A 23,062-nucleotide genomic window follows, 5' to 3' on the forward strand; every position below is an offset into this window, starting at 1 on the left:
ATCCAGAATCTTTCCACGGAGGGATTCTGGATTGCTTCGTCGCAAGGGCTCCTCGCAATGACGGCCACTACACCCGCGGCATGCTCACAGGCCGCACTTCGCGTGACTGCGCGGCAAGCCTGATCCCGGCATTGGCTGCACCAAACCCCTGATAATCCCGCCGCTCCACGATCTCGAAGAAGAAACGCTCATCGAAGATGTGGGTGTAGACCTGGAAGAACTCCCCGTCGCCTTCGCGGTCGTAGAGAATATGGTTGGCGCGCAGCTGCGCCATCAGCTCGGGTGCGAGGTCGTATTTGGCTTCGATGTCATCGTAGTAATTGTCCGGGATATCCAAAAAATCCGCGCCGCGCTTGCGCATTTCCGCGACCGCCGCAAAGATGTCGCGGCAGGAGAACGCGACGTGCTGCACGCCCGAGCCGAAAAACTCCGAGATGAAACGGGCCGGCAGCGTGCGGTTGGCGGATGAGCCGTTGAGCACGAAGCGCAGGCTCTGGTCGCCGTTGATGACGGCCTGGCTTTGCACGAGGCCTCTGGGATCGGCGATCTCCATCTGCGGCAGCCGCTCGAGATCGAGGATGCCGGTGTAGAACAGCAGCCAGGACAGCATCTCGTCGTAGGGCATCGACTGCGCGATGTGATCGACAGCTAGCAGCGCGTCCGCGCCGGCGTCGCTCGGGACCGGTTCGAAATCCGTGTTCCAGTTCTTGCCGGCTTGGTCGAGAAAATACAGCAGGCTGCCGCCGACGCCGTGAATCGCGGGGATCTCGAGCTCGCCCGGCCCGACCGGCTGGTAGAAGGTGCGCGCCTTCAGTGTCTCGGCGCGCTGCATGACGAGGCCGGCATTGTCGACGTCGAGCGCGATGGCGCAGACGCCGGGGCCATGCGTCACGTAGTGCGAATGCGCAAAGCCGTCGGTCTCGGAGTTGACGACGAGCTCGACCTTGCCTTGCGACCATCGCTCCACCGCCTTGCTGCGATGCTTGCCGGTCTTGCGGAAACCGAGTTGCGCGAGCAGGCGGGCCAGTTCGCCGGCCTTGGTCTCGTTGACGGCAAACTCGATGAATCCCGTGCCTCCACTTTTGGGCTTGGGCGCCAAGGGTTCGCTGACGAGCTTTGGCCAAGCCGGTGCAAGCTGGTCCTCCAGCAGGATCAGCGAACGCAGGCCGTCGACCGCGGTCTGTATGGCCGAGCCGGCGCGGAATTGGTCGTTGAAGATCTCCAGCGACAGCGGCCCGGCATAGCCCGTCGCCGCGATCGCCGCCATGAACTCGCCGACCGGCAGGTCGCCCTGGCCGGGGAAGGAGCGGAAGTGCCGGCTCCACGACAAGATGTCGAGCTCGAGCTTCGGCGCGTCCGCAAGCTGGACCAGGAAGATCTTGTCACCGGGGATCGAGGCCATCGCGCGGACCGGAAAGCCGGGGGCCAGTGCGTGAAAGCTGTCGAGGATCACGCCGATCGCGGGATGGTCGGCGCGCCGCACGATCTCCCAGGCGTCGCGGTAATCGTTGACGTGGCGTCCCCAGGCCAATGCCTCGTAGCCGACGCGCAAGGACCGCTTGGCGGCGCGCTCGCCAAGCTCGCGAAAATCGTCTGCGGCGCGGTCGATGCCGCCGAGCGCGGCCGGCGACACGTTGGAGCAGATCAGCAGCAGATCGGTGCCGAGCTCCTGCATCAGGTCGAACTTGCGTTCGGCGCGGGCAAAGTTGCGCGAACGCTGCGGCTCCGGCATGCCCTCGAAATCGCGGAACGGCTGAAACGCGCAAATCTCGAGATTGAGGTCCCCGCAGAGCTTTGCGATGTCGCGCGGGCCTGAGCCGAACGACAGCAGATCGTTCTCGAAAATCTCGACCGCGTCGAATCCGGCGGATGCGATGGCGCGGAGCTTTTCGTCAAGGGCGCCGGAGAGAGAGACCGTTGCGATCGAGCGTTTGGTCATGCTGCGTTGTCCTCCATGGCGCCGCCAAGGAACAATTGTCCGATGCGGGGATCATTCAAAATGCGCTTCGCACCGTCGACCATGCGGGTCTGGCCGAGCTCGAGCACGATGCCGATGTCGGAAATCTCCAGCGCCGAGCGTGCGTTCTGCTCGATCATCAGAATGGTGACGCCGCGGTCGCGCAGGGATTTCAGGATGTCGAAAGTCTGCTGCACCATCAGCGGCGACAGGCCGATCGACGGCTCGTCGATCAGCACGAGCTTCGGCTCGAGCAGCAGCGAGCGGGCGATTTCGAGCTGCTTCTGCTCGCCGCCAGATAGCGTGGAGGCCTGCTGCGTCGATTTCCGCCGCAGCGCCGGGAACAGGTCGAGCGCGGCCTCGATCCGGCTCTGCAGGTCGATGCCCTTGCCGGCGGAAACGCCGCCGAGCTCGATGTTGTGGCGCACCGACAGCTCGGGAAAGATGTTGCGGCCCTGCGGCACGTAGCAGATGCCGGCATTGAGCAGCGCGCGCTGGCTCAGATTGGTGACGTCGCGGCCGGCGAAGCTGATTTTGCCCTCGCGCAGCTTGAGCAGGCCGAAGATCGCCTTGAACACGGTGGACTTGCCGGCGCCGTTCGGGCCGATGATGGTGGTGATGGTGGCCTGCGGCACGGCGAAGGTGGTGCCGTTCAGGATCGTCATCTTGCCGTAGCCGCCGACGAGATTGTGAACCAAGAGGATCGGATCGCTCATGGTCGCTCTCCTAATGTCCGAGATAGGCTTCGATCACGGCGGGGTTCTTTCGGACCTCGTCGGGTCGTCCCATTGCCAGCACTTTGCCTTCCGCCATCACCATCACGCGCGAGCACAGCGACATCACGAATTCCATGTTGTGCTCGATCACGACGAAGGTGGCGTTCTTCTCGCGGTTGATCGCGACCAGCCGCTCCTTCAGGTCCGCCAGCATCGACGGGTTGACGCCGCCGGCGGGCTCGTCGAGCAGCACCAGCCGCGGTCCGCCCATGAAGGCCATGGCGGCGTCGAGTAGTTTTTGCTGGCCATAGGACAAACCGCCGGCCGGCTCGTCGGCAAGATGATCGAGCTTGAAAAAGCCGATCATCTGGTTGGCGGCCTCCGTCAGGCCGGCATCGGAGCGGCCGACCAGCCGCGAGGCCATGCTGCCCTGGTGCTCCTGTCCTGCGAGGATCAGGTTCTCGCGCACCGAGAGTTTTGGGAACACCTGCAGGAGCTGGAAGGTGCGGCTGACCCCGAGCTTGTTGAGCTCGGCGGGTCGCAGGCCCGTGACGACCTTGCCGTCGAGCTTGACCTCGCCGCCGCTCGGCGTGAGCTGGCCGAGGATGCAGTTGAACAGGGTCGACTTGCCGCAGCCGTTCGGTCCGATCAGGCCGAGGATCTCGCCCTCGCGGACGTCGAAAGAGACGCCGCCGACGGCGCTGATGCCGCCAAAATTCTTCTTGATGTCGGAGACTTCGAGGACCGCGCTCATTGCACTGTCTCCAGCCGGGACTTTGCGACGGCGCGCTGGGCCGAGGCCGCCTTGGTTCGGCGCTCGGCGAGATAGCGGTCGAGGATTCCCAAAATGCCGGTCGGCGACCAGATCAGCAGCCCCATCACCGCGATCGCGTACAGCATCAGATAATAGCCCTCGGTGAAGCGCAGCCATTCCGGCAGCAGCACCGCGATCATCGCGCCGAGGAACGGACCCAGGAAGAAGCCGGCGCCGCCGACGATCACCATCATCAGGAGGTCGAGCGAGAGCGACAGGTTGAACGGCACGGGATCGATATATTGCGTCAGCGGCGCATAGAGCGCGCCGGCGACGCCGCCGAGCGCAGAGCCGATCGCGAACGCCATCAGCGTATAGCGTCGCGTGTCGACGCCCAGCGACTGCGCCCGCAGCGGGTTTTCGCGCAGCGCCATGAAGGCGCGGCCCCAGGGCGAGCGGATCAGCCACCACACTGCAAGCGACACGATCGCGAGCGAGCCGAGACAGACATAGTAGAACGGCAGCGGCTTGTTGGTCGCGATGCCGAAGATGTGCGGGCGCGGAATGTTGGAGATGCCGTAGATGCCGCCGGTGAGCCAGCTCTCGTTGCGAAACACCAGGAAGGCCAGCGTGGAGAAGGCGAGCGTGACGAAGGCGAGGTAGTGGTGCTGCACCCGCAGCGCCGGATAGCCGAGCACCCAGCCGACCGCGAAGCTCAGGCCGATCGCGACGACGATCGCCGCCGGCAGCGGCCAGCCATGCGTGGTCATGATCGCTGCCACGTAAGCGCCGATGCCGACGAAGGCGCCCTGCGCCAGCGAGACCTGGCCCGCATAGCCAAGCGTGAGGTTGAGGCCCATCGCGGCGATGGCCATCACCGCCCATTGGCTCAGGATGAACAGGCCATAGCGGTTGAAGTTCATGGGGACTGCGATCAGCGCAGCGATGACGATGAGGCCGAACGCGATCTTGAGAGGTTTGGCGAAGCCGCTCATACGGTGCGCTCCTCGGCGCGGCCGAGCAGGCCCTGCGGCCGGAACAGGATGACGGCGATCAGGAAGATCATCGGCACGGCGGCGCGATACTGCGTCGAGACATAGGCGGCTGCGAGATTGTCGAGCACGCCGATCAGGAGGCCGCCTGCGATCGCCCCTCGCACCTGGTTGAAGCCGCCGATGATCGCGGCGATGAAGGCAGCCTGGCCCAGCACCTCGCCGGACGTGAATTTCGCGAGGTAGATCGGCGTGATCAACAGCGAGGCGAGCGCGACCAGGAACGCGTTGATCAGGAAAGTCAGGAGAATCATGCGCTCGACAGGGACGCCGATGATGCGCGCCACCGTCGGGTTCTGCGCCGCCGCCTGCATCTGGTGGCCGAGCGAGGTGCGGTTGAGAAGCGCAGTCAAGCCGAAGACGGCAAGGATGGCGAGGAGGAGAACGCCGATGCTTTGCAGCGAGACGGCATGGCCGAGGATGGAGATATCGCCGGTCGGCACGATCGAGGGGAAGGGTGAGGCTTCGGCGCTGAAGAACTGCTTGACGGCCTCCTTGAGGCCGATCGCGAGCGCCATGGTCGCGATCGCGAGCGGCAGCACGCCGTGGCGTAGCATCGGATCCACCAGCAGCATCTTGAAGGCGAGGCCGAGCAGGAGCATCGAGAGCAGGATGCCGAGGATGATCGCGAGCCAGAACGGCGCGCCGGCATGCATCGCCGCCAGCATCAGGAACGCCGGCAGCATCACGAACTCGCCCTGCGCGAAATTGATGGTCTGCGAGGTCTGCCACAGCAGCGTGAAGCCGACCGCGACCAGCGCATAGATCGCGCCGGTGGCAAGTCCCGCGACCAGAAGATCGAACAGATTGGACATTTTCCCCTCTCGGCGCTCGCGCTCTGTCTTCTCGCTCTCCCCGCTCTTCCTTTTCTCCCTCTCCCCGCGAAGGGCGGGGAGAGGGAGACGAAAGATCTCGCTCCGCATCCGCCTTCGCTAAACCTTCGACGGACAGGCGCGGCGAGAGGCAAAGACCTCAATTCACCTTCGGCAGCACCTGCTTCACCACTTGCTTGCCTTCGACCACTTCCACCAGAAAGCTCTGGCGGTCGATGTCGCCGGTGTCGCTGAAGGTGACGTCCATTAGGATGCCTGGCTCGTCCACCGCCTTGATGGTCAGGCCATGCAGGGTGTCGGCGAACGCCTTCGAATCCACCTTCCCCATCTTGTCGGTGGTGGCCTTCACCATGTAGACCGCGAGATAGCCTTTCAGGCCGTTATGATCAGGCACGTAATTGTACTTCTTCGCGAACTTGTCGCGAAACGCCTTGATCAGGTCGACCGGCGCATCGGTGGTGAGACCGACATGGCCACGCGCGCCGTTGGCGGCATCGCCCGCGAGCTCGATTACCTTCTGCCCGATCAGCGTGGTCTCGCCCATCAGCGGCGCGGTGACGCCCTGGCGCTTCAGCTCCTTGAGGATGCGTGCGCTCTCTTCCTCGTTCAAATAGACGAACACGGCATCGGGATTGGCGGCCTTGATCTTGCCGACGTCGGCGGCGAAATCGGCCTGACCCGCTTCGGTCGAGAGATCGGCGACCACCTTGGAGCCGAGCCGGTCGAGCTCCTTGACGACGACATCGCGACCGCCGCGGCCAAAGTCATTGTTGACCCAGACCACCGCGACCGACTTCGCCTTCATGTCGTCGTGAATGTATTTGGCGACCTTCGGCATCGACGATTGCTGGCCGAACGAAGTGCGGAACAGGAACTTGTTTCCGCCTTGCGTCAGCTCGGCGGCTTCGCCGCCCATGATCTGCGCGATGCCGGCCTCGGCCGCCAGCGGCGCCGTCACCTTCACGGAGCCGGAATAGCCGGGTCCGAGCAGCACATAGGGCTCGGCATCGAGCGCCTTTTGCACCTGCGCGCGCGCGACGCCGGGGTTGGATTGCGAATCCGCATGAGTGACTTCGAGCTTGCGGCCGAGCACGCCGCCCTTGGCGTTGATCTCCTCGATCGCGAGGTCGATGCCGTTCTTCCAATTGGTGCCGACGGTGGCGCCGCCGCCGGACAACTCGGCGACGTCGGCGAGCTTGATCGCCTGGGCGTGGACGCTGGTTGCAGTCGCGAAGGCAAGCAGGGCGCCGGCCAGAATGGTCGATTTCATGGTCTCTCCTCCCATTTTTCGTTGATGTTGTGCGCGGCCTTGTGTCCGGCCGCTTCGGTTACGCTGCGTGATAGGCCGAGCTTCGTGCCGCCATCACCTCGTCGAATGCCTCTCCCATGATCTCGGTCGATGGGGCAAGACCCGTGAACAGTTCGAAAGCGTCGGCGGCCTGGTAGATCGCAAGCTCCCGGCCGGTCATGATCCGCGCGCCCTTGGCTTGGGCAGCCGCCAGCAGCGGTGTGATCAGCGGTGAGTAGACGGCGTCGGCGACCCACAGGTTTTGACGCAGCAGCGTCGCCGAGACCGGCGTTTCCCGGTTCGGCAGCATGCCGACCGGTGTGCCGTTGACGAGGCCGGTTGCGCCGTCGAGCGCATCCTCGACGCTTGCGGCGACCCTGGCGCCCCCCTGCTTGACGAGCAGCGCGGCGAGTTTTTCGGCGCGTGCCGGCTCGCTGTCGAAGATGCGGATGTCGGTCACGTCAAGGCTCGCCAGCGCAAAGGCGATCGCCTTGCCGACGCCGCCGGTGCCGATCACGGCCACCGCGTTGCCGGACGGCGCCAGCAGCGGCGCGACGGCGCGCGCAAAGCCGGTCGTGTCGGTGTTGTGGCCGGTCAGCCGTCCGTTCCTGACGACGACGGTGTTGACCGCGCCCATGGCGGCCGCACCCGGTGCCAGTTCATCGAGCAGCGGGACCACCGCCTCCTTGTAGGGAAAGGTGACGTTGACGCCGGCAAAGCCGAGGCGCCGCACGCCTTCCAGCATCAGCCGGAGCCCGGCCGTATCGGCGCCGGCCACTTCGATGAGCTGATAATGTCCGCGCAGGCCAAGCCCCTCCGCGGCGCGCTCATGCATGGCAGGGGAGGCGGAATGCGCGATGGGTGCGCCGATCAGGCCGGTCAGGAGCTTTTTGGATGCGGCGGGTCCGCGCTTTGACATGGTTCGCTATCGTCTCGTTGGGAGCGTTCGGTCCCGGCCATTAGCGGGGAAATCCGCCCAGTTCCAAGGGGCTTCCCCTAGGAACGATAGTCTTTCCTCAGCCTAACACAATTACCCTTTTGTCCTGCAAACCTAACATAATGTTATCTCTTCCGCCCCCGTGCCGCCGCGGCCCTGCCTTTGCCCTGCGACGGCTCGACTGCGCGCATTTCCGCGCGCAGGGACTCGATGAAATACTCGACATGAAGCGACAGCGGCGCGCCGCGCTTCACCGCGATATAGGTCTCGAATCGCGTTGGCTCGGTGATCTTGATCAGCTCGATGCCGGGATAGCCGCCATGGGCCACCGTGAACTGGTCGATGACGGCGATGCCGAGCCCCGCCTTCACCAGCGCGCAGACCGTGGTGCCGAAGCGGGCGCGGATGGTGATGTTGTATGCGAGGCGGTGGCGCGCGAAGATCTCGGCCATGATCCGCCCGTAGGGATCGTTGGGATCAATGCCGATCAGCGGATAGCGCGTGATCTCGGCGGCGGAGACCTGCTTGCGGCCGGCGAGCTCGTGGCCCGGCGGCACGATGCAGTAGAGCTCGCCTGAGGCGAGCGGCATGAAGTCGAGCCCGGAATGCTCCAGGCGGTAGCTCATCGCCACGCACTCGCCGCGGCCGAGCATGAGGTAGTCGATGGCTTCCTCGAGCTTGAGGATGTTGATGTCGATGCCGAGATCCGGATAGCGCCGCCGGACCCGCTCGATCGCGCGCGGCACCATGACTTGCGAAATGCTCGGCACCGAGCCGATGCGCAATTCCGACAATCCGCCGCGTCCGATCTTGGAGATGATCTCGGAAAGGTCGTCGACCTTCTTGTAGACGCCGTTGATCTGCTCGAAGATGTTCTCGGCTTCCGGGGTGGGGAAATAGCGTCCGTTCTGGCGCTGGAAGAAGCGGATGCCGAGCGAGCGCTCGGTGTATTTGACGAGGCGGCTGATGCCCGGCGCCGAAACGTTCAGCAGCTTCGCCGCGCCGCCGATCGTGCCCGTCACCATCACGGCACGGATCACTTCAACCTGGCGCAGCGTCATCATGTCCTAGGCATCCAAAAGATAATCGTGGGCGGCGCTGCCTTTCCCTCTCCCCTTTGTGGGAGAGGGTGGATCACAGCGATAGAGCGAGACGGGTGAGGGGTTCTCTCCCGCGCGAGCCTCGCGCATTTGAACGCGTGGAAACAACCCCTCATCCGGCGCCATAGCCGATGCGAAGCATCGGCGTTTTGTTTTAAGAACGGCGGCCGAAGGCCGCCTATGCCACTTCTCCCACAAGGGGAGAAGGAAGGAAACATTCGCGTTCGGTTGTTCGGTTCAGAGGAAGGCATGGCACCGAACGGACCGTTCGTGCGCTCACAGCGATTGCGTGCTAGCTCGCCGGTCCGTCCGGCGAGGCGCTCTCTGCTGGCTTGCTGCGCTCGCTTTGCAGCACCCCGCGCGCGAACTCGATGATCTTCTGCTTGTTTGCCGTTTCGCGGACCGCGAAAAATACGCGGTTGAGTTCCAGGCCGAGCACGCTGTTGAGGGCGATGTCCTCGTCTTCCATCGTGGTTTCCCCGCTTCAGACATTGTAGGTGTATCTTGACGTCGCTTCTTCCACAAGTAGATTAAACCTTCTTGGTCAATGGGATACCGGGAAACTACGGAAACCGTGAATTGAGGCAGTGCCCAAAGACGTGCTATATCGCACAGCGAGGGTCAGGAAACGCACCGATGTCCGCCGTGGATTATGGCCGGGAAGCGCTCGACTTCATTGAGGGGCTAGGGGCCTATCGGAGGGTTCCGGACGCTATGAATGCGCTCGAAGGGGCCTTCGGGCGCTTCGGCTTTGAAACCATCATCGTGACAGGGTTGCCGAATCCCGACCAGCGGTTCGCACAGATGGTGCTCGCCAAGCGCTGGCCCGCGGAATGGTTCAGCCTCTACACCCAGAACAACTACGACCGCGTCGACCCCGTGGTGCGGATGTGCCGACAATCGGTCAACCCATTCGAGTGGTCGGAAGCACCCTATGATGCCGAACTCGATCCGGGCGCGGCGGAGGTCATGAACCGCGCCGGCGATTTCCGCATGTCGCGCGGCTTCATCGTGCCGATCCACGGGCTCACCGGCTATGAAGCCGCCGTGTCGCTCGGCGGCATCCATCTCGATCTCAACGCCCGCAGCAAGCCGGCATTGCACCTGATGGCGATGTATGGCTTCGACCACATTCGCCGTCTGCTCGATCCGGCGCCGTATCCCTCGACGCGCCTCACTCCGCGCGAGCGCGAGGTGATCTCCTGGGCCTCACAGGGCAAATCGGCCTGGGAAATCGGCGAGATACTGCACATCACGCAGCGTACCGCCGAAGAGCATCTCGCGACCGCCGGGCGCAAGCTCGGAGCCGTGAACCGTACGCATGCGGTTGCACTGGCGATTCGCAACAAGATCATCAATCCCTAAGCGACGTACTGGGAAATTTCCCAATATCGAACCATTCTCTTTTCGCAGAGGGTGCCCTCCATTGAGGACGAATGGGGGCTTTCATGATTCACGCCATTTCTGCAGTAAATCGCCACCTTTACGAAGATGTACTCGATCAGCATTTCCGGCTGCGGCACGACATCTTCGTCGAAGAGCGGCGCTGGGAGACGCTGCGCAGGCCGGATTGTCGCGAGATCGATTCTTATGACGACGAGGACACAGTCTATCTGCTTGCGCTGGAGGGACGCCGTGTTATCGGCGGTCACCGGCTCTACCCGACCACCAAGCCTTCGATGATGAGCGAAGTCTTTCCGCATCTGGCATCGGTTCGCGGCTGTCCTTCGGATCCGCTGGTCTGGGAATGGTCGCGCTACTTCGTCGTGCGCGATCGCCGCGACGGCGCGCTCAACCTGCAACTGATGGCGGCGGTGCAGGAGTTCTGCCTCGGTCAGGGGATCGCGCAGGTCAGCGCGATCATGGAAACCTGGTGGTTGCCGCGCTTTCATGAGGCCGGCTTCGTCGTGACCCCGCTCGGCCTACCGGCTCTGGTGGAGAATGCGTGGACCATGGCGGCGACGATCGACATTCGTCGCGAGACGCTCGATGCCCTGCATGATCGCATCGGTGTGCCTTCTATCGTGCAACAGGACGGCCCGCGTCTGGACGCCGTCGCCCGTGCCAACCTCTGCGGCCTCGCTGCCGCGCAACGAAAGAGCGCCTGAGATGTCGAACATGATGCGGGACAGCCAGATCATGGCGCAGATCAAGGACGAAAATCTCGGCTACATGTCCGACATGGCGCTCGAACTCGCGCAGATGGCGGAAGACACCGGATTGGCGACGCTCGCCTATCTGTTCCGGATGGCGGCGCTGGAGGCCTCGACGGCCAATAGCGTGCTTGCCGAGCCGGATGACCTTCCCCGGCAGATGACGTCGCACTAGGCGGCTCCATCTACACGTTGCGACGAATTCACACCCTCTCTCCGGCAACGGAGGGAGGGTGATCCGTTTTGGGTGCGTCAGGTTGACCCATCCTGCGCGGCAGTCTTCTTGCAAGGCCGATTGCAGGGGCCAGGACCGATCGCATGCATCGGCATGCAACAAAGTGCATGTTGGGTGTCGAATCGCTCTTGCCTCGGAACGATACTGCCATTACCCATTTTTCCGCCTTGTAGAGGCAGGGGGAGCTCTTTCACTGATGGCGACCGTGTTCGAACATCGGCGCGAACCTGCGTGCGCCTGAAAGAGTTTTGATGCTGCTCGTCGTCGAACAGTTCTTGAACGGATTGCAGTTTGGCCTGCTGCTGTTCCTGCTCGCCGCCGGCCTGACGCTGGTGTTCGGGATCATGGATCTCGTCAACCTCGCGCACGGCTCGCTCTACATGATGGGCGCCTATTTCGCCGCGACCTTCGCAGCCTGGACCGGCAGCTTCCTGCTCGGCGCGCTGCTGGCGCTCGGCGCGACGCTCGTGCTCGGCATTGTGCTCGAGATGACCGCGCTGCGGCATCTCTATGGACGCGACCATCTCGACCATGTGCTCGCGACCTTCGGCCTGATCCTGTTCTTCAATGAAGCCGTGCGGCTGATCTGGGGCCCGGCCGGGCTTGCGCTGCCGCTGCCGGCCTGGCTCACCGTGCCGGTGCCGATCCTGCCGGGCATTCACTATCCCGCTTATCGCCTCGCCATCATCGTCGTGGCGCTGCTGGTTGCGCTGCTGCTCTATCTCGGCGTGATGCGCACCCGCATCGGCATGCTGATCCGGGCCGGCGCCTCCAATCGCGAGATGATCGGTGCGCTCGGCATCAACATCAAGCTGCTCTACACCCTGGTGTTCGGCCTCGGTGCCGCGCTCGCCGGCCTTGCCGGATTGATGCAGGCGCCGATCCTCACCGTGCAGATCGGCATGGGCGAGAACATCCTGATCCTCGCTTTCGTCATCATCGTGATCGGCGGTATCGGTTCGATCCGCGGCGCGTTCCTGGCCGCGATCTTTGTCGGCATGATCGACACGCTCGGCCGCGCTTTCCTGCCCAATTTGTTGCGGCAGGTGCTGAGCGGCGCCGCGGCCTCCACCGCCGCGCCCGCGTTGTCGTCCATGCTGATCTATCTGCTGATGGCGATCGTGCTGGTGGTGCGTCCGGAGGGGCTGTTTCCGGCCAGCCGCCGATGAAGACTTTCACTGTAGCTAAGGCCGTCACGGCCCTGATGCTGGCGGGCCTCGTGCTGCTGCCGCTCTATTCGCAACTCTCCGGCAACATCTTCATCCTGACGCTGTTCACCCGCGTCGTCATTCTGGCGCTGGCGGCCGCGAGCCTCAACCTCATCATGGGTTTTGGCGGCATGATGAGCTTTGGCCACGCCGCCTATCTCGGCATCGGCGGTTACGCGGTCGGCATGCTGGCGCAGGAAGGCGTGGGAAGCGGCTTCATCCAGTTTCCCGTCGCGCTCGCGGCGTCCGCGACTTACGCGCTGGTGATTGGCGCGCTCTCGCTTCGCACGCGTGGCGTTTACTTCATCATGATCACGCTCGCCTTCGCGCAGATGGCCTATTACGTCGCCTCGGGGCTGGCGCGTTATGGCGGCGATGACGGCCTCACCGTCTACAAGCGCAGCGACTTCTCCGGGCTGATCAATCTGTCGAACCGCACGCAGTTCTATTATCTCTGCCTCGCCTGCCTGTTCGGCGTGGTCTTCCTGATCTGGCGCATCGCCAATTCGCGCTTCGGTCTCGTCCTGCAGGGCCTGCGCTCCAACGAGCAGCGCATGCAGGCGATCGGCTTTCCCTCGAAACGCTACCAGCTGGTCTGCTTCGTCATCTCGGGCATGATGTGCGGCCTCGCCGGTGCGCTGCTCGCCAACAACACCGATTTCGTCAGCCCGGCCGTGATGTACTGGACGCGTTCCGGCGACCTCATGGTGATGGTGATCCTCGGGGGCATGGGCACGCTGTTCGGTCCGGTCATCGGCGCGGTGGTGTATTTGCTGTTGGAAGAGTTCTTGTCGCAGCTCACCGAATACTGGGCGCTGATCATGGGCCCACTGCTGCTGCTGATCGTGCTGTTCGGCCGCGGCGGCATCATGGGCCTGCTCGGGAGGCTCCAACGTGGCTGAGCCGCTGCTCCGCGTCGACAGGCTGGTGCGCCGCTTCGGCGGCATCATTGCGACCGACAACGTCTCGCTCGACGTCGCGGCGGGTGAGCTGCACGCCATCATCGGCCCGAACGGCGCCGGCAAGACCACGCTGATCAGCCAGCTCACCGGGCATCTGGAGCCGCATTCCGGCAGCGTCTCGCTGGCGGGGCGCGACATCACCTATCTGCCGGCCTATCGCCGCTGCGCGTTGGGCCTGGCACGTTCGTTCCAGATCACTTCGCTGCTGCTCGATTTCACCGCCGCCGACAATGTTGCGCTCGCGGCGCAAGCGCATGCCGGCACCTCGTTTCGCTTCTTCGCCGATGCACGCAAGGAGAAGGGCCTGCGCGATGCCGCGCATGCCGCGCTCGACCGCGTCGGTCTCGCCCATCGTGCCGATGTCCTGGTGTCCAGGCTCAGTCATGGCGAGCGTCGCCAGATCGAGCTGGCCGTGGCGCTGGCAAGCAAGCCGAAACTTTTGCTGCTCGACGAGCCGATGGCCGGCCTCGGCGTCACCGAGTCCCAGCGCATGGTGCAGCTGCTCCAGGAACTGCGTAAAGAGGTCTCGATCGTGCTGGTCGAGCACGACATGCCGGCGGTGTTTGCGCTGGCCGACCGTATCTCGGTGCTGGTCTATGGCCGCGTCATCGCCTCCGGCGATCCGGCCGCGATCAGGGCGAACGAGGACGTCAAGCGCGCCTATCTCGGCGAGGCGCATGTGGTGACGCACCATGGCTGAAAAAGGGATGGGTGACACGCTGCTCAAGGTCGACGGCATCGAGACCTGCTATGGCCTGTCCCAGGTGCTGTTCGGCCTGTCGCTGTCGGTCAAATCAGGCGAGATGGTCTCGCTGATGGGCCGCAACGGCATGGGCAAGACCACGACCATCCGCTCCATCATGGGCCTGACGCCGGCGCGCGCAGGCAGCATCCGCTTTGCGGGTTCGGAAGTGCGGACGCAGCCGTCCTACAGGATCGCGCAACTCGGTGTCGGCCTCGTCCCCGAGGGGCGGCAGATTTTCCCGAACCTCACCGTGCGCGAAAACCTGGTCGCGGCCGCCGCCGATCGTTTCGACAGCAGCAATCCCTGGACGCTGGCGGCGATCTACGTGATGTTTCCGCGCCTGGCCGAGCGCGCCTCCAACATGGGCAACCAGCTCTCCGGCGGCGAGCAGCAGATGCTCGCAATTGGCCGCGCGCTGATGACCAACCCGAAGCTCCTCATCCTGGATGAAGCCACCGAAGGCCTGGCGCCCCTGATCCGCGAAGAGATCTGGAGCTGCCTGTCGCTGCTCAAGAGCCGGGGACAGTCGATCCTGGTCGTCGACAAGAACGTCGACCACCTGGCCCGCATCTGCGACCGCCACACCATCATCGAGCGCGGCAAGACGGTGTGGAGTGGCACCTCCGACGAACTGATGGCCGAGCCGGATCTGCAGCATAAATATTTGGGAATTTGAGGCGGCGGCGAGGTGAGGGGCGGTACGCGTGGCCGCTCACCCGGTGTCGTCCTGGCGAACGCCAGGACCCATACCGCGAGGTCTGTCCATTGTGGACGGTATCAGTACCGGAGGAAGAATCTTCGCCAAACCCCTTCCCCGGGGTAATGCGTCCTGGCTTTCGCCAGGACGACATTGGCAATCACCAGTCAATCCCATGCCGATGCAGTTCGCGGATCACGCGCGCCTCCGTGGATGGCTGGCGGCGCTTCGGCTTGGTCGTCTCGGTCGTGCTGGTCACCGGTGTGGCCGAGGGCTGCGTCGGCGCGCTGGCCGCGGCTGAAGCCGGGCTGGTGGTTGCCGTCTGGACATTCGCCGGCTGCGTTGCCGCCGGGGCTTGCGTCGTCTGCGGTGCGGCTGTCGGCGAGGCCGGTTGCTCGGCCGCCGGTTGGTTTGCACTGGTCGCTGCAAGGCTCAGACTGCGCGGACCGCCGGCATGGGCTTGTGTTGCGAACAGCGAGAGCGCTGCGATCAGGATCAGCTTTCGCATGGAAATCCCCATTATCTGGTCAATCCGGCTTACCTATTGGCGGCTGACTGCCCCATCAGCGCGCCAGCCGATGCGCGCCGATTTCGATCAGAGTGGTCCGGCAGGACAGGCGATAGATCAGGCTGAACAATTGACCCAACATGACCGAACTCCGTTGTTGATCACTGGACAAAGGTTAACCCCGGTGTTTTTCCGGCGGTTTTCGGCACGTGACGAAAATGGTTTCGTCGGACCGCGACCTGATGTCGCCGGAACAGGTGGGACGAAGTCACCTCACGGGGGTGTGAGCATTGAGCCGCTGCGCCTCCACCTGCAAGGGAGGAGGTTAGAGGGAGCAGGTCAAAACACCTCGAAATATTCGCGGTGCTCCCAGTCGGTCACCTCGGACAGGAAGCGGTCGATCTCGGCATTCTTGATGTGGGTGTAATAATCGACGAACTCAGGCCCGAGCTTTTCGCGGAAGAACGGATCGTCCTTCAGTGCGCCGACCGCATCGCGCAACGACTTCGGCAAGAGCGGCGCCTTGGTTTCGTAGGGTGTGTCGGCCGACGGGCCGGGATCGAGCTTGCGATCGACGCCGTCCAGCCCTGAGAGGATCTGCGAGGCCATGTAGAGATAGGGATTGGCGGCGGGCTCGCCGATGCGGTTTTCCAGGCGCGTGGCGGCATCGCCGGCCGCTCCGAGCACGCGGATCATCACGCCGCGATTGTCGCGGCCCCAGATTGCGCGGTCCGGCGCCAGCGAATAGGAGCGGTAGCGCTTGTAGCCATTGATGGTCGGGGTGGTGAACACGGTCGACGCGCGGGCGTGGTCGAGCAGGCCCGCAAGCCAGGCGCGGCCGAACGCGCTGAGCGGCTCGCCGCCGTCTTTGGTCGTTTCCTGGGCCATGAACTGGTTCTCGCCGCTCGCGCGTGAGACCACCGATTGGTGCAGATGCCAGCCGCTCGCGAACAGGTTCGGCAGCTTCGGTCGGCACATGAAGGTGGCGTGATAGCCGTGGCGGTGCGCGATCTGCTTCACGGCGGAGCGAAACAGCACCATGTTGTCGGCGGGCTCCAGCCCCTTCTTCGGCGCGAAGGTGAACTCGCACTGGCTCGGCCCGAATTCGACCTCGACCGAGCGCAACGGCAATCCGAGCGCGACGATGTCACGCCGCAAGATCTCCAGCACCGGCTCCATCTGATCGAAGCGCTGCTCGGTGAGATATTGATAGCCGTGGCTGAGCAGGCTCACCGAGGGCGGCGTGCCGGGCTGGCCAGCGTCCTCGGGCCGCATATGCGGATCATCGAGCTTGAAGATGTGGAATTCGACCTCGAGGCCCGCCACGAAATCGTGGCCGCGGCTTGCGAGCTCGTCGAGCACCTTGCGATAGAGCCCGCGCGTCGCGAACGGAACGGGGCGGCCGTCATTAAAATAGAGGTCGCACAGCACCCAGCCCGTGGTCGGCGCCCATGGCAAAACGCGAAACGTCGCGGGGTCGGCGACCATGAGCACGTCGGCCGCGCCCTCCATCTCCTTCATGCCGAAGCCGCCGCCCGACGTGAACACCGGAAACACCGTGCGGTGCGAGGTGTCCTTGGCGAGCATGGTGGTGGTGATGGAGCAGCCGCTCTCCAGCGAAGCGATCGCCTCGGCCGCGATGATGGTCTTGCCGCGCAGAATGCCGTGCTGGTCCGGGAAGGCGAGGCGGATGACCTCGAGGTTCTTCTCCTCCACGATGCGGCGCATGCGTGTCGCCGCGTCGTTCTGCTCATCCGACCACAGCGCATGACGCGCGACGAAAGTCACTTTGCCACTCTCCCAACTGCCGTAGGGTGGGCAAAGCGAAGCGTGCCCACCGCTTCTATCGTCTTCGTGGAAGCATGGTGGGCACGGCGCTTTGCGCCTTTGCCCACCCTACCGCTTCCGTGCACGAACGTCACTCCGCCGCCGTCAGCCGATGCACGTTGTCCGCGATCTCCTTCGGCACCGGCGCCGTCCACGGCGCGCTGCGGCGGCGCTTGACGTCGACTTCCATCCAGTAGATCTCCCAGCCTCGTGTCGGCCCGATGCCGTCCATGGTCGCCGGGCCCTGGATCGAACGTGCGGTGGCCTCGTCGAGATGCAGCATCGGCTTCTCGCCGCCTGCGACCTTCTCGATCTCCTGCCGCAGCAGGCGGCGGTATTGCACGATCGCCTTGTCGCTCGTGCCGAGGTGCTCCCGGGTGCGGTCCTGGATCGCGCCCATCGATTCCACCGCCCACTGGTCGTGGACGTTGATGTCGGTGCCCATGCCGGTATAGGTCGCCGTCTGCTGCTCGTGCGGATCGAAACCGTAATCGTTGGTCCTGTTCTTGCGGGATTTGTAGTCCGGCAGCTCATAGAGCTCGAGCCGCTGGTCGCGCATCTTCTTCTTGTTCACGGGGTTCGCGTAGCTGGTGAAGATCGCGTACCAGTAGCAGTTCTCGTCGTCGACCGGCACGTGCCACTGCGTGATCGTCATCTCCGTGCTCATGGGGATGACGAAGCCGTGCGGGAAGAGCTGGTTGGTGACGCGCACATGGGTGCGCTCCTCGTCGATCTCGCGCAGCGCGATCAGCCGCAGGCCGTATTCGGTGTGCTCGACATTGATGATCGGACGGTCGTACTCGCGCAAGATCTTCGTCATCGGCAGGTCGGAGCCTGCCGATGCGCCGCGGAACTGCTTGCCGTAGGCCGTGGACGTGTCCTCGTCCTCGAAGAAGCGATGCAGGTAGGAGGCGTGCGCGGGATCGATGCCGACTTCGAGCGCCTGCAGCCAGTTGCAGGCCATGTGCCCCTTGAACGCGAAGGTGTGCGTGCCGGGCGCGACGAAGCAGTCGAGCTCCGGAAAGGCCGGCGGCTCACCCTCGCCGAGATAAGCCCAGAGGATGCCGCTCTTCTCCACCACGGGATAAGAGCGCTGACGAATGTTCTGGCAGAGCTTTGAGTCCTTCGGCTCCGCCGGGGTTTCAATGCATTGCCCGGTGGCGTCGAACAGCCAGCCATGGAAGGCGCAGCGCAGGCCGCCATGCTCGAGCCGTCCGAACGCGAGATCGGCGCCGCGATGCGCGCAGTGCCGATCGATCAGCCCGTAGCGTCCGGTCTCGTCGCGGAATAGCACCAGATTTTCGCCGAGCAATCTGACGGGGCGGATCGGACGATCGCCGTCGAGCTCGTCCACCAGCGCCGCCGGCTGCCAGTAGCTTCGCATCAGCTTCCCGCAGGGGTCCTTTGGACCGGTGCGGGTGATCAGGTCGTTCTGCTCCTGGCTCATCATGGCGAGTGCATCCTTTGTGGAGTGGCGTTTGTTCGCCTATTGAACGAATGGGCGAATTATGACATGCCTTGGTCTGGCAGCAAGCACTATTTTGCAGGATCCCGACACCCATGCCCAAGCTGAAGCGAAGCGAGAGCGACGAACGCGCGACGGATTTCGTCGAGAGCCTCGATCGCGGGCTGCGCCTGTTGCAATGCTTCGGCACCACGGCTGGACCGATGACACTCAGCGATCTCGCCCGTGCCGCTGAGCTTCCACGCGCCACCGCGCGGCGCATGCTGTTCACGCTCCAGCGCGGCGGCTTCGTCAGCGGCGACGGAAAACTGTTCTCGCTGACGCCGCATGTGCTGACGCTGGCGGCGTCGTATCTGCGCTCCAGCCAGCTCGTCACGGTCCTGCAGCCGATGCTCGACCGCGTTGCGACAGCGGCCAACGAAATCTCCTCGCTCGCGGTGCTCGACGGCGACGATGTCGTGTTCGTCGCACGCAGCAGTCCGGCGCGGATGTTCTCGGGCGGATTGGAAATCGGCTACCGGCTCCCGGCGTTTTGCACCTCCGTCGGTCGCGCCATGCTCGGCCAACTCGGCGATGCCGAGCTTGCTGCGCGCCTGAAAGCGATGAAGCGCGAGGCGCTGACGCCGCAGACGGTGACCGACGCAAAGGCGCTGCTCGCACGCATCGCCGCCGACCGCACCCAAAACTATTCGCTGGTGGACCGCGAGGCCGAGCCGCATTTCCGCTCGATCTCAGTCCCGGTGCGTCGTTATGACGATGTCATCGTCGCCGCCATCAACATGGGCGCTCATGTTGACCGGGTGCCGGCCAAGGAGTTGATCGAGCGATTTTTGCCGCTGTTGCGCGAGGGCGCGGAGGCGGTGCGGTCGCAACTCTTGTAGCCCGGGTGAGCGAAGCGATACCCGGGAAAGTCATCGTGAAGACCCGGATGTCGCTTCGCTCATCCGGGCTACGCGCCTGTGCAAAAATCACGACCGGTTGCGCATCCAGTCGGCGAGGCCCGATATCGCACGATCGAGATCCTGTCGCGCAGCGCTATCCGTCACCGTCTCTTCCAGCGCGCCGCGCATGCAGAGCATCCACGCGTCGCGCTCGGTATCGCCGATGCCAAAGCCGATGTGGCGCTGGCGCAGCCGCGGGTGGCCCTTCTCGACCGAATACAGTTTCGGGCCACCGGTCCATTCGGTGAGATAGCGCTTCAGCACATCCCTGATGAGGCCGAGGTCGTCCGCATGCATTGCGCGAATGATCTTCGCCTCCGGCAGCGTATCCATCCGCTCGTAGAAGCGATCGACCAACAGGTCGATCGTGGCGCTGCCGCCGATCCGCTCGAACATGGAGATTGCGACGTCGCTGTCGGTCATGGGAGTTCGGACCTACAGCGCCACGCTGCGCAGCCCGAAGCTGCGTGCTTCGTTCTGCAGCACCGGCCGCACCGCATCAACCAGGCGCGCCGCGGCGGCATCGACGGACAGTCCTGCCGTGTCCACCACCGCCGTCGCGCGCGCATATAGCGGCTCGCGGCTCAAGAGGATGTTGCGCAGCTCCGCCATGGCGGAGCGGTCGTCGGCCATCGGACGCAGATCGCCCTGGCGGCGGACGCGGGCCATGTGCTCCTCGGGCTCGGCCTTCAACCAGATCGTGTAGAACGACGACAGGATCTGGTCGAACGTCAGGGGCTCCGAGACGATGCCGCCGCCGGTCGCCAGCACCATCAGCTCGTTGCGCGCGAGCAGCTGCTGCAGTGCCGCCTGCTCCATGCGGCGAAAGCCTTCCTGGCCGTAGAGCGCGATGATCTCGGCGACCGAGAGCCCGTTCTGCTGCTCGACCTCCTTGTTGAGCTCGACAAAACTCCAGCCGACCTTCTTCGCCAGCATCCGGCCGAGCGTGGATTTGCCGGCGCCGCGCAGGCCGATCAGCGCGATGCCGCAGAACGGCGCGCGCCGCGGCGCGGAGGCGCTGCCGCCCGCGAGCAAATCCTTGGCTTGCGCGATCTGACTTGGCGTCGCCTTGCGCAGGAGATCGCGAAACATCTGCCAGTCCGGGGTCGGATCGACCGAGGGAAGCAGGTCCTCGAGATGCGCGCCCATCGCGTCGGAGACGCGGCGCAGCAGCACGATGGAGACATTGCCCTTGCCGCTTTCGAGCTGCGCGATGTAGCGCTCCGATATTCCTGATACCTTGGCGAGCACCTTGCGCGACATGCCGCGCAGCGCGCGCGTGGTGCGCACGCGCTGGCCGAGCTGTTCGAGAAATCGGGATTCGGCGTCGGGACTGTCGGTCATGGACTACGGATCATGGGCCTGCTTGAGCGGATGTCTTCTTTTAAGGAGGTCCTGCGGCGCGTATTAATGAAACATAGTGCCTGCTGGCATTGACAGCAAGCCAATGCGGTGTCTTTCTATGAATTATAATTCTAAATTCAGGGGAGAAGTCCGTGAGCGAGGGATCCTATAACGCGGTGACCTGGCTGCTCGACCGAAACGTCGAGGAGGGACGCGGCAACAAGCTCGCCTTCGACGACACCGTCTCACGGCTCACCTATGGCGAGCTCCAGCGCGAAACGCGGTGCGCCGCCAACATGCTGCGCCGGCTCGGTGTTCGCCGCGAAGAGCGCGTGGCCATGATCATGCTGGATACTGTCGACTTCCCGATTGTGTTCCTGGGCGCGATCCGCGCCGGCGTCGTTCCGGTGCCGCTCAACACGCTGCTGACATCGGATCAATACGCCTACATCCTCGCCGATTGCCGTGCGCGCGTGTTGTTCGTCTCGGAAGCGCTCTATCCCGTCATCAAGGACGTCGTCGGCCGCATGCCGGATCTCGAGCATGTCGTGGTCTCCGGCGCCAAGCAGAATGGTCACAAGCAGCTCGCCGAGGAGATTGCGGACGAGAGCGACCGGTTCACGACCGCTGCGACACATCCGGATGAGCCGGCGTTCTGGCTCTATTCGTCAGGGTCGACGGGCATGCCCAAGGGCGTGCGGCATATCCATTCGAATCTCCAGGCAACTGCGGACACCTACGCCAAACAGGTGCTCGGCATTCGCGAGAGCGACGTCTGCCTTTCCGCGGCAAAGCTGTTCTTCGCTTATGGTCTCGGCAATGCGTTGACCTTTCCGATGTCGGTCGGCGCCACCGTCGTGCTCAACAGCGAGCGCCCGACGCCCGCCCGCATGTTCGACCTGATGAACCGCTACAACCCCTCGATCTTCTACGGCGTGCCGACCTTGTTCGCGGCGATGCTCAACGACGAGAGCATGAAGAGCGAGCGTGGCGGCAAGAATTTGCGCATCTGCACCTCCGCCGGCGAGGCGCTGCCGGAATCCGTCGGCAACAGCTGGAAGGCGCGCTTCAGCGTCGACATTCTCGACGGCGTCGGCTCGACCGAGCTGTTGCACATCTTCCTGTCGAATGCGCCCGGCGACATCAAATACGGCTGCTCCGGCAAGCCGGTGCCGGGCTATGCGGTGCGGCTGGTCAACGAAGCCGGACAGGATGTTGCCGACGGCGAAGTCGGCGAGCTCCTGGTCGATGCGCCCTCCGCCGGCGAGGGCTACTGGAACCAGCGCCACAAGAGCCGCCGCACGTTCGAAGGACCGTGGACCCGCACCGGCGACAAATATGTCAGGGATGCCGAGGGCCGCTACACCTTCTGCGGTCGCGCCGACGACATGTTCAAGGTCTCCGGCATCTGGGTCTCGCCCTTCGAGGTCGAGAGCGCGCTGATCACGCATCCCGCCGTGCTGGAAGCTGCCGTCGTGCCCGAAGCCGATCCGGAGGGACTGCTGAAGCCGAAGGCCTTTGTCGTGCTGCGCCCCGGCGCGACGACGACGGGCCTGCAGGAGATGCTCAAGGACCACGTCAAGCAGAAAATCGGCCCGTGGAAATATCCGCGCTGGATCGACGTGGTGGACTCGCTGCCGAAGACGGCGACGGGAAAGATCCAGCGGTTCAAGCTGCGGGACGGGACGAATTGAGTGCGTGGATGTCTTGCGTTTCTGTCGCGCCGAATCTCGCTGCGCTCCCTTGTGGGGGAGGGCGGGGAGAGGGGTGGCCCAGGAGGCGGTGTTCGTCGTCACGCGCCAGATGTTCTTCGTCACGCCCGGAATCCCCGTGTGGCACCCCTCTCCCTAGCCCTCCCCCCACAAGGGGGAGGGAACGACTGAACCAGCGGCCGCGTCTCGTTCCAAGTCCGCGCGCGAAGAAGAGCGACAGAACATGACCAATCTCGCCTCCACCGGCTTTCTCAGCATCGATGGCGCCAGCCTCGAATACAAATGGCTGGCGCCGCAATCCGCCGATTCACCCACCATCGTCATGCTGCACGAAGGCCTCGGCTCCGTCGGCCTATGGGGTGACTTCCCGGAAAAGCTCCAGCAGGCCACCTCCGCCGGCATCTTCGTCTATTCGCGTGCAGGCTATGGCCAATCGAGCCCGGTGACGTTGCCGCGGCCGCTTGACTACATGCAGCGCGAGGCGCTGGACGTGCTGCCGAAGATCCTCGATGCGATTGCCTTCAAGCGCGGCCTGCTGCTCGGCCATTCCGACGGCGCCTCGATCGCGACCATCTACGCCGGCGCGCATCAGGATCATCGCCTGAGCGGCCTGGTGCTGATCGCGCCG

24 protein-coding genes are annotated in these 23,062 nt (G+C 64.2%); 10 read left to right on the forward strand and 14 right to left on the reverse strand.

Features of this window, described 5'->3' with window-relative positions:
* Positions 1-67: 67 nt before the first annotated feature.
* The 9 genes from FXB41_RS01710 to FXB41_RS01750 form a co-directional block, all read right to left on the reverse strand.
* Positions 68-1,939: a bifunctional sugar phosphate isomerase/epimerase/4-hydroxyphenylpyruvate dioxygenase family protein gene (locus FXB41_RS01710; protein ID WP_219678994.1), complete on the reverse strand. Its 1,872-nt coding sequence runs from the start codon at positions 1,937-1,939 to the stop codon at positions 68-70.
* Positions 1,936-2,673 (reverse strand): ABC transporter ATP-binding protein, encoded by a 738-nt coding sequence (locus FXB41_RS01715; protein ID WP_007597945.1) that lies wholly within the window; start codon positions 2,671-2,673, stop codon positions 1,936-1,938. Before FXB41_RS01715 ends, FXB41_RS01710 begins: the two co-directional genes overlap by 4 nt.
* Positions 2,674-2,683: 10 nt before the next feature.
* Complete coding sequence (locus FXB41_RS01720) at positions 2,684-3,427, reverse strand: ABC transporter ATP-binding protein (protein ID WP_219678996.1); 744 nt, start codon at positions 3,425-3,427, stop codon at positions 2,684-2,686.
* On the reverse strand, positions 3,424-4,422 hold the full coding sequence (locus FXB41_RS01725; RefSeq protein WP_007597943.1) for a branched-chain amino acid ABC transporter permease: 999 nt from the start codon (positions 4,420-4,422) through the stop codon (positions 3,424-3,426). The genes FXB41_RS01720 and FXB41_RS01725 overlap by 4 nt, the downstream gene beginning before the upstream one ends.
* Positions 4,419-5,294, reverse strand: a complete 876-nt coding sequence (locus FXB41_RS01730) for a branched-chain amino acid ABC transporter permease (protein ID WP_219678999.1) — start codon at positions 5,292-5,294, stop codon at positions 4,419-4,421. The genes FXB41_RS01725 and FXB41_RS01730 overlap by 4 nt, the downstream gene beginning before the upstream one ends.
* 157 nt (positions 5,295-5,451) lie before the next feature.
* A complete protein-coding gene (locus tag FXB41_RS01735; protein WP_219679003.1) occupies positions 5,452-6,582 on the reverse strand; it encodes an ABC transporter substrate-binding protein in 1,131 nt (376 codons plus the stop codon).
* A gap of 58 nt (positions 6,583-6,640) precedes the next feature.
* Complete coding sequence (locus FXB41_RS01740; RefSeq protein ID WP_219679005.1) at positions 6,641-7,519, reverse strand: shikimate dehydrogenase; 879 nt, start codon at positions 7,517-7,519, stop codon at positions 6,641-6,643.
* A gap of 143 nt (positions 7,520-7,662) precedes the next feature.
* Complete coding sequence (locus FXB41_RS01745) at positions 7,663-8,601, reverse strand: LysR family transcriptional regulator (protein ID WP_219679008.1); 939 nt, start codon at positions 8,599-8,601, stop codon at positions 7,663-7,665.
* Positions 8,602-8,929: 328 nt separating this feature from the next.
* On the reverse strand, positions 8,930-9,106 hold the full coding sequence (locus FXB41_RS01750) for a hypothetical protein (protein ID WP_007597932.1): 177 nt from the start codon (positions 9,104-9,106) through the stop codon (positions 8,930-8,932).
* A 167-nt stretch (positions 9,107-9,273) separates the two neighbouring features.
* Between FXB41_RS01750 and FXB41_RS01755 the strand changes: the two genes are divergently transcribed.
* The 7 genes from FXB41_RS01755 to FXB41_RS01785 all read left to right on the forward strand — a co-directional run bounded on the left by FXB41_RS01755 (position 9,274) and on the right by FXB41_RS01785 (position 14,616).
* A complete protein-coding gene (locus FXB41_RS01755) occupies positions 9,274-10,002 on the forward strand; it encodes a helix-turn-helix transcriptional regulator (protein WP_007597931.1) in 729 nt (242 codons plus the stop codon).
* A gap of 83 nt (positions 10,003-10,085) precedes the next feature.
* A complete protein-coding gene (locus FXB41_RS01760; protein WP_219679010.1) occupies positions 10,086-10,745 on the forward strand; it encodes an acyl-homoserine-lactone synthase in 660 nt (219 codons plus the stop codon).
* 1 nt (position 10,746) lies between these two features.
* Positions 10,747-10,965: a hypothetical protein gene (locus tag FXB41_RS01765; RefSeq protein ID WP_027514447.1), complete on the forward strand. Its 219-nt coding sequence runs from the start codon at positions 10,747-10,749 to the stop codon at positions 10,963-10,965.
* Between the two features lie 311 nt (positions 10,966-11,276).
* A complete protein-coding gene (locus FXB41_RS01770; protein WP_219679014.1) occupies positions 11,277-12,194 on the forward strand; it encodes a branched-chain amino acid ABC transporter permease in 918 nt (305 codons plus the stop codon).
* On the forward strand, positions 12,191-13,135 hold the full coding sequence (locus FXB41_RS01775; protein WP_219679016.1) for a branched-chain amino acid ABC transporter permease: 945 nt from the start codon (positions 12,191-12,193) through the stop codon (positions 13,133-13,135). The genes FXB41_RS01770 and FXB41_RS01775 overlap by 4 nt, the downstream gene beginning before the upstream one ends.
* Positions 13,128-13,895: an ABC transporter ATP-binding protein gene (locus FXB41_RS01780; RefSeq protein WP_007615741.1), complete on the forward strand. Its 768-nt coding sequence runs from the start codon at positions 13,128-13,130 to the stop codon at positions 13,893-13,895. The genes FXB41_RS01775 and FXB41_RS01780 overlap by 8 nt, the downstream gene beginning before the upstream one ends.
* A complete protein-coding gene (locus tag FXB41_RS01785; protein ID WP_246648514.1) occupies positions 13,888-14,616 on the forward strand; it encodes an ABC transporter ATP-binding protein in 729 nt (242 codons plus the stop codon). The genes FXB41_RS01780 and FXB41_RS01785 overlap by 8 nt, the downstream gene beginning before the upstream one ends.
* Positions 14,617-14,797: 181 nt before the next feature.
* Here the strand turns inward: FXB41_RS01785 and FXB41_RS01790 are convergent, their stop codons facing one another.
* The 3 genes from FXB41_RS01790 to FXB41_RS01800 form a co-directional block, all read right to left on the reverse strand.
* Positions 14,798-15,145 (reverse strand): hypothetical protein, encoded by a 348-nt coding sequence (locus FXB41_RS01790; protein WP_219679018.1) that lies wholly within the window; start codon positions 15,143-15,145, stop codon positions 14,798-14,800.
* 339 nt (positions 15,146-15,484) lie between these two features.
* On the reverse strand, positions 15,485-16,933 hold the full coding sequence (locus FXB41_RS01795; RefSeq protein ID WP_219679020.1) for a glutamine synthetase family protein: 1,449 nt from the start codon (positions 16,931-16,933) through the stop codon (positions 15,485-15,487).
* A gap of 130 nt (positions 16,934-17,063) precedes the next feature.
* Positions 17,064-18,422, reverse strand: a complete 1,359-nt coding sequence (locus FXB41_RS01800; protein ID WP_219679022.1) for an aromatic ring-hydroxylating dioxygenase subunit alpha — start codon at positions 18,420-18,422, stop codon at positions 17,064-17,066.
* A gap of 110 nt (positions 18,423-18,532) precedes the next feature.
* Here FXB41_RS01800 and FXB41_RS01805 point away from each other — a divergent pair, with 110 nt between their 5' ends.
* Complete coding sequence (locus FXB41_RS01805; protein WP_219679025.1) at positions 18,533-19,318, forward strand: IclR family transcriptional regulator domain-containing protein; 786 nt, start codon at positions 18,533-18,535, stop codon at positions 19,316-19,318.
* 87 nt (positions 19,319-19,405) lie between these two features.
* On the opposite strand, the gene FXB41_RS01810 is transcribed toward FXB41_RS01805, so the two are convergent.
* Both FXB41_RS01810 and FXB41_RS01815 read right to left on the reverse strand, forming a co-directional pair.
* Positions 19,406-19,801 carry a group II truncated hemoglobin gene (locus tag FXB41_RS01810; protein WP_219679028.1) on the reverse strand — a complete coding sequence of 132 codons (396 nt, stop codon included), beginning with the start codon at positions 19,799-19,801 and terminating at the stop codon, positions 19,406-19,408.
* Between the two features lie 12 nt (positions 19,802-19,813).
* Positions 19,814-20,722: a helix-turn-helix transcriptional regulator gene (locus FXB41_RS01815; RefSeq protein ID WP_007597907.1), complete on the reverse strand. Its 909-nt coding sequence runs from the start codon at positions 20,720-20,722 to the stop codon at positions 19,814-19,816.
* Positions 20,723-20,874: 152 nt separating this feature from the next.
* Here FXB41_RS01815 and FXB41_RS01820 point away from each other — a divergent pair, with 152 nt between their 5' ends.
* On the forward strand, positions 20,875-22,416 hold the full coding sequence (locus tag FXB41_RS01820) for a benzoate-CoA ligase family protein (protein WP_219679030.1): 1,542 nt from the start codon (positions 20,875-20,877) through the stop codon (positions 22,414-22,416).
* Positions 22,417-22,657: 241 nt separating this feature from the next.
* The coding region (locus FXB41_RS01825) for an alpha/beta fold hydrolase (protein WP_219679033.1) at positions 22,658-23,062 on the forward strand (405 nt) is incomplete at its 3' end.

Origin of the sequence: Bradyrhizobium canariense (assembly GCF_019402665.1) — a bacterium.
Taxonomy (GTDB): Bacteria; Pseudomonadota; Alphaproteobacteria; order Rhizobiales; family Xanthobacteraceae; genus Bradyrhizobium; species Bradyrhizobium canariense.

What these genes read in the sequence shown, in the direction of transcription:
- FXB41_RS01710 (WP_219678994.1), bottom strand. Translation starts at nt 1,939, where the DNA reads ATGACCAAACGCTCGATCGCAACGGTCTCTCTCTCCGGCGCCCTTGAC.
- FXB41_RS01715 (WP_007597945.1), bottom strand. Translation starts at nt 2,673, where the DNA reads ATGAGCGATCCGATCCTCTTGGTTCACAATCTCGTCGGCGGCTACGGC.
- FXB41_RS01720 (WP_219678996.1), bottom strand. Translation starts at nt 3,427, where the DNA reads ATGAGCGCGGTCCTCGAAGTCTCCGACATCAAGAAGAATTTTGGCGGC.
- FXB41_RS01725 (WP_007597943.1), bottom strand. Translation starts at nt 4,422, where the DNA reads ATGAGCGGCTTCGCCAAACCTCTCAAGATCGCGTTCGGCCTCATCGTC.
- FXB41_RS01730 (WP_219678999.1), bottom strand. Translation starts at nt 5,294, where the DNA reads ATGTCCAATCTGTTCGATCTTCTGGTCGCGGGACTTGCCACCGGCGCG.
- FXB41_RS01735 (WP_219679003.1), bottom strand. Translation starts at nt 6,582, where the DNA reads ATGAAATCGACCATTCTGGCCGGCGCCCTGCTTGCCTTCGCGACTGCA.
- FXB41_RS01740 (WP_219679005.1), bottom strand. Translation starts at nt 7,519, where the DNA reads ATGTCAAAGCGCGGACCCGCCGCATCCAAAAAGCTCCTGACCGGCCTG.
- FXB41_RS01745 (WP_219679008.1), bottom strand. Translation starts at nt 8,601, where the DNA reads ATGATGACGCTGCGCCAGGTTGAAGTGATCCGTGCCGTGATGGTGACG.
- FXB41_RS01750 (WP_007597932.1), bottom strand. Translation starts at nt 9,106, where the DNA reads ATGGAAGACGAGGACATCGCCCTCAACAGCGTGCTCGGCCTGGAACTC.
- FXB41_RS01755 (WP_007597931.1), top strand. Translation starts at nt 9,274, where the DNA reads ATGTCCGCCGTGGATTATGGCCGGGAAGCGCTCGACTTCATTGAGGGG.
- FXB41_RS01760 (WP_219679010.1), top strand. Translation starts at nt 10,086, where the DNA reads ATGATTCACGCCATTTCTGCAGTAAATCGCCACCTTTACGAAGATGTA.
- FXB41_RS01765 (WP_027514447.1), top strand. Translation starts at nt 10,747, where the DNA reads ATGTCGAACATGATGCGGGACAGCCAGATCATGGCGCAGATCAAGGAC.
- FXB41_RS01770 (WP_219679014.1), top strand. Translation starts at nt 11,277, where the DNA reads ATGCTGCTCGTCGTCGAACAGTTCTTGAACGGATTGCAGTTTGGCCTG.
- FXB41_RS01775 (WP_219679016.1), top strand. Translation starts at nt 12,191, where the DNA reads ATGAAGACTTTCACTGTAGCTAAGGCCGTCACGGCCCTGATGCTGGCG.
- FXB41_RS01785 (WP_246648514.1), top strand. Translation starts at nt 13,888, where the DNA reads ATGGCTGAAAAAGGGATGGGTGACACGCTGCTCAAGGTCGACGGCATC.
- FXB41_RS01790 (WP_219679018.1), bottom strand. Translation starts at nt 15,145, where the DNA reads ATGCGAAAGCTGATCCTGATCGCAGCGCTCTCGCTGTTCGCAACACAA.
- FXB41_RS01800 (WP_219679022.1), bottom strand. Translation starts at nt 18,422, where the DNA reads ATGATGAGCCAGGAGCAGAACGACCTGATCACCCGCACCGGTCCAAAG.
- FXB41_RS01805 (WP_219679025.1), top strand. Translation starts at nt 18,533, where the DNA reads ATGCCCAAGCTGAAGCGAAGCGAGAGCGACGAACGCGCGACGGATTTC.
- FXB41_RS01810 (WP_219679028.1), bottom strand. Translation starts at nt 19,801, where the DNA reads ATGACCGACAGCGACGTCGCAATCTCCATGTTCGAGCGGATCGGCGGC.
- FXB41_RS01815 (WP_007597907.1), bottom strand. Translation starts at nt 20,722, where the DNA reads ATGACCGACAGTCCCGACGCCGAATCCCGATTTCTCGAACAGCTCGGC.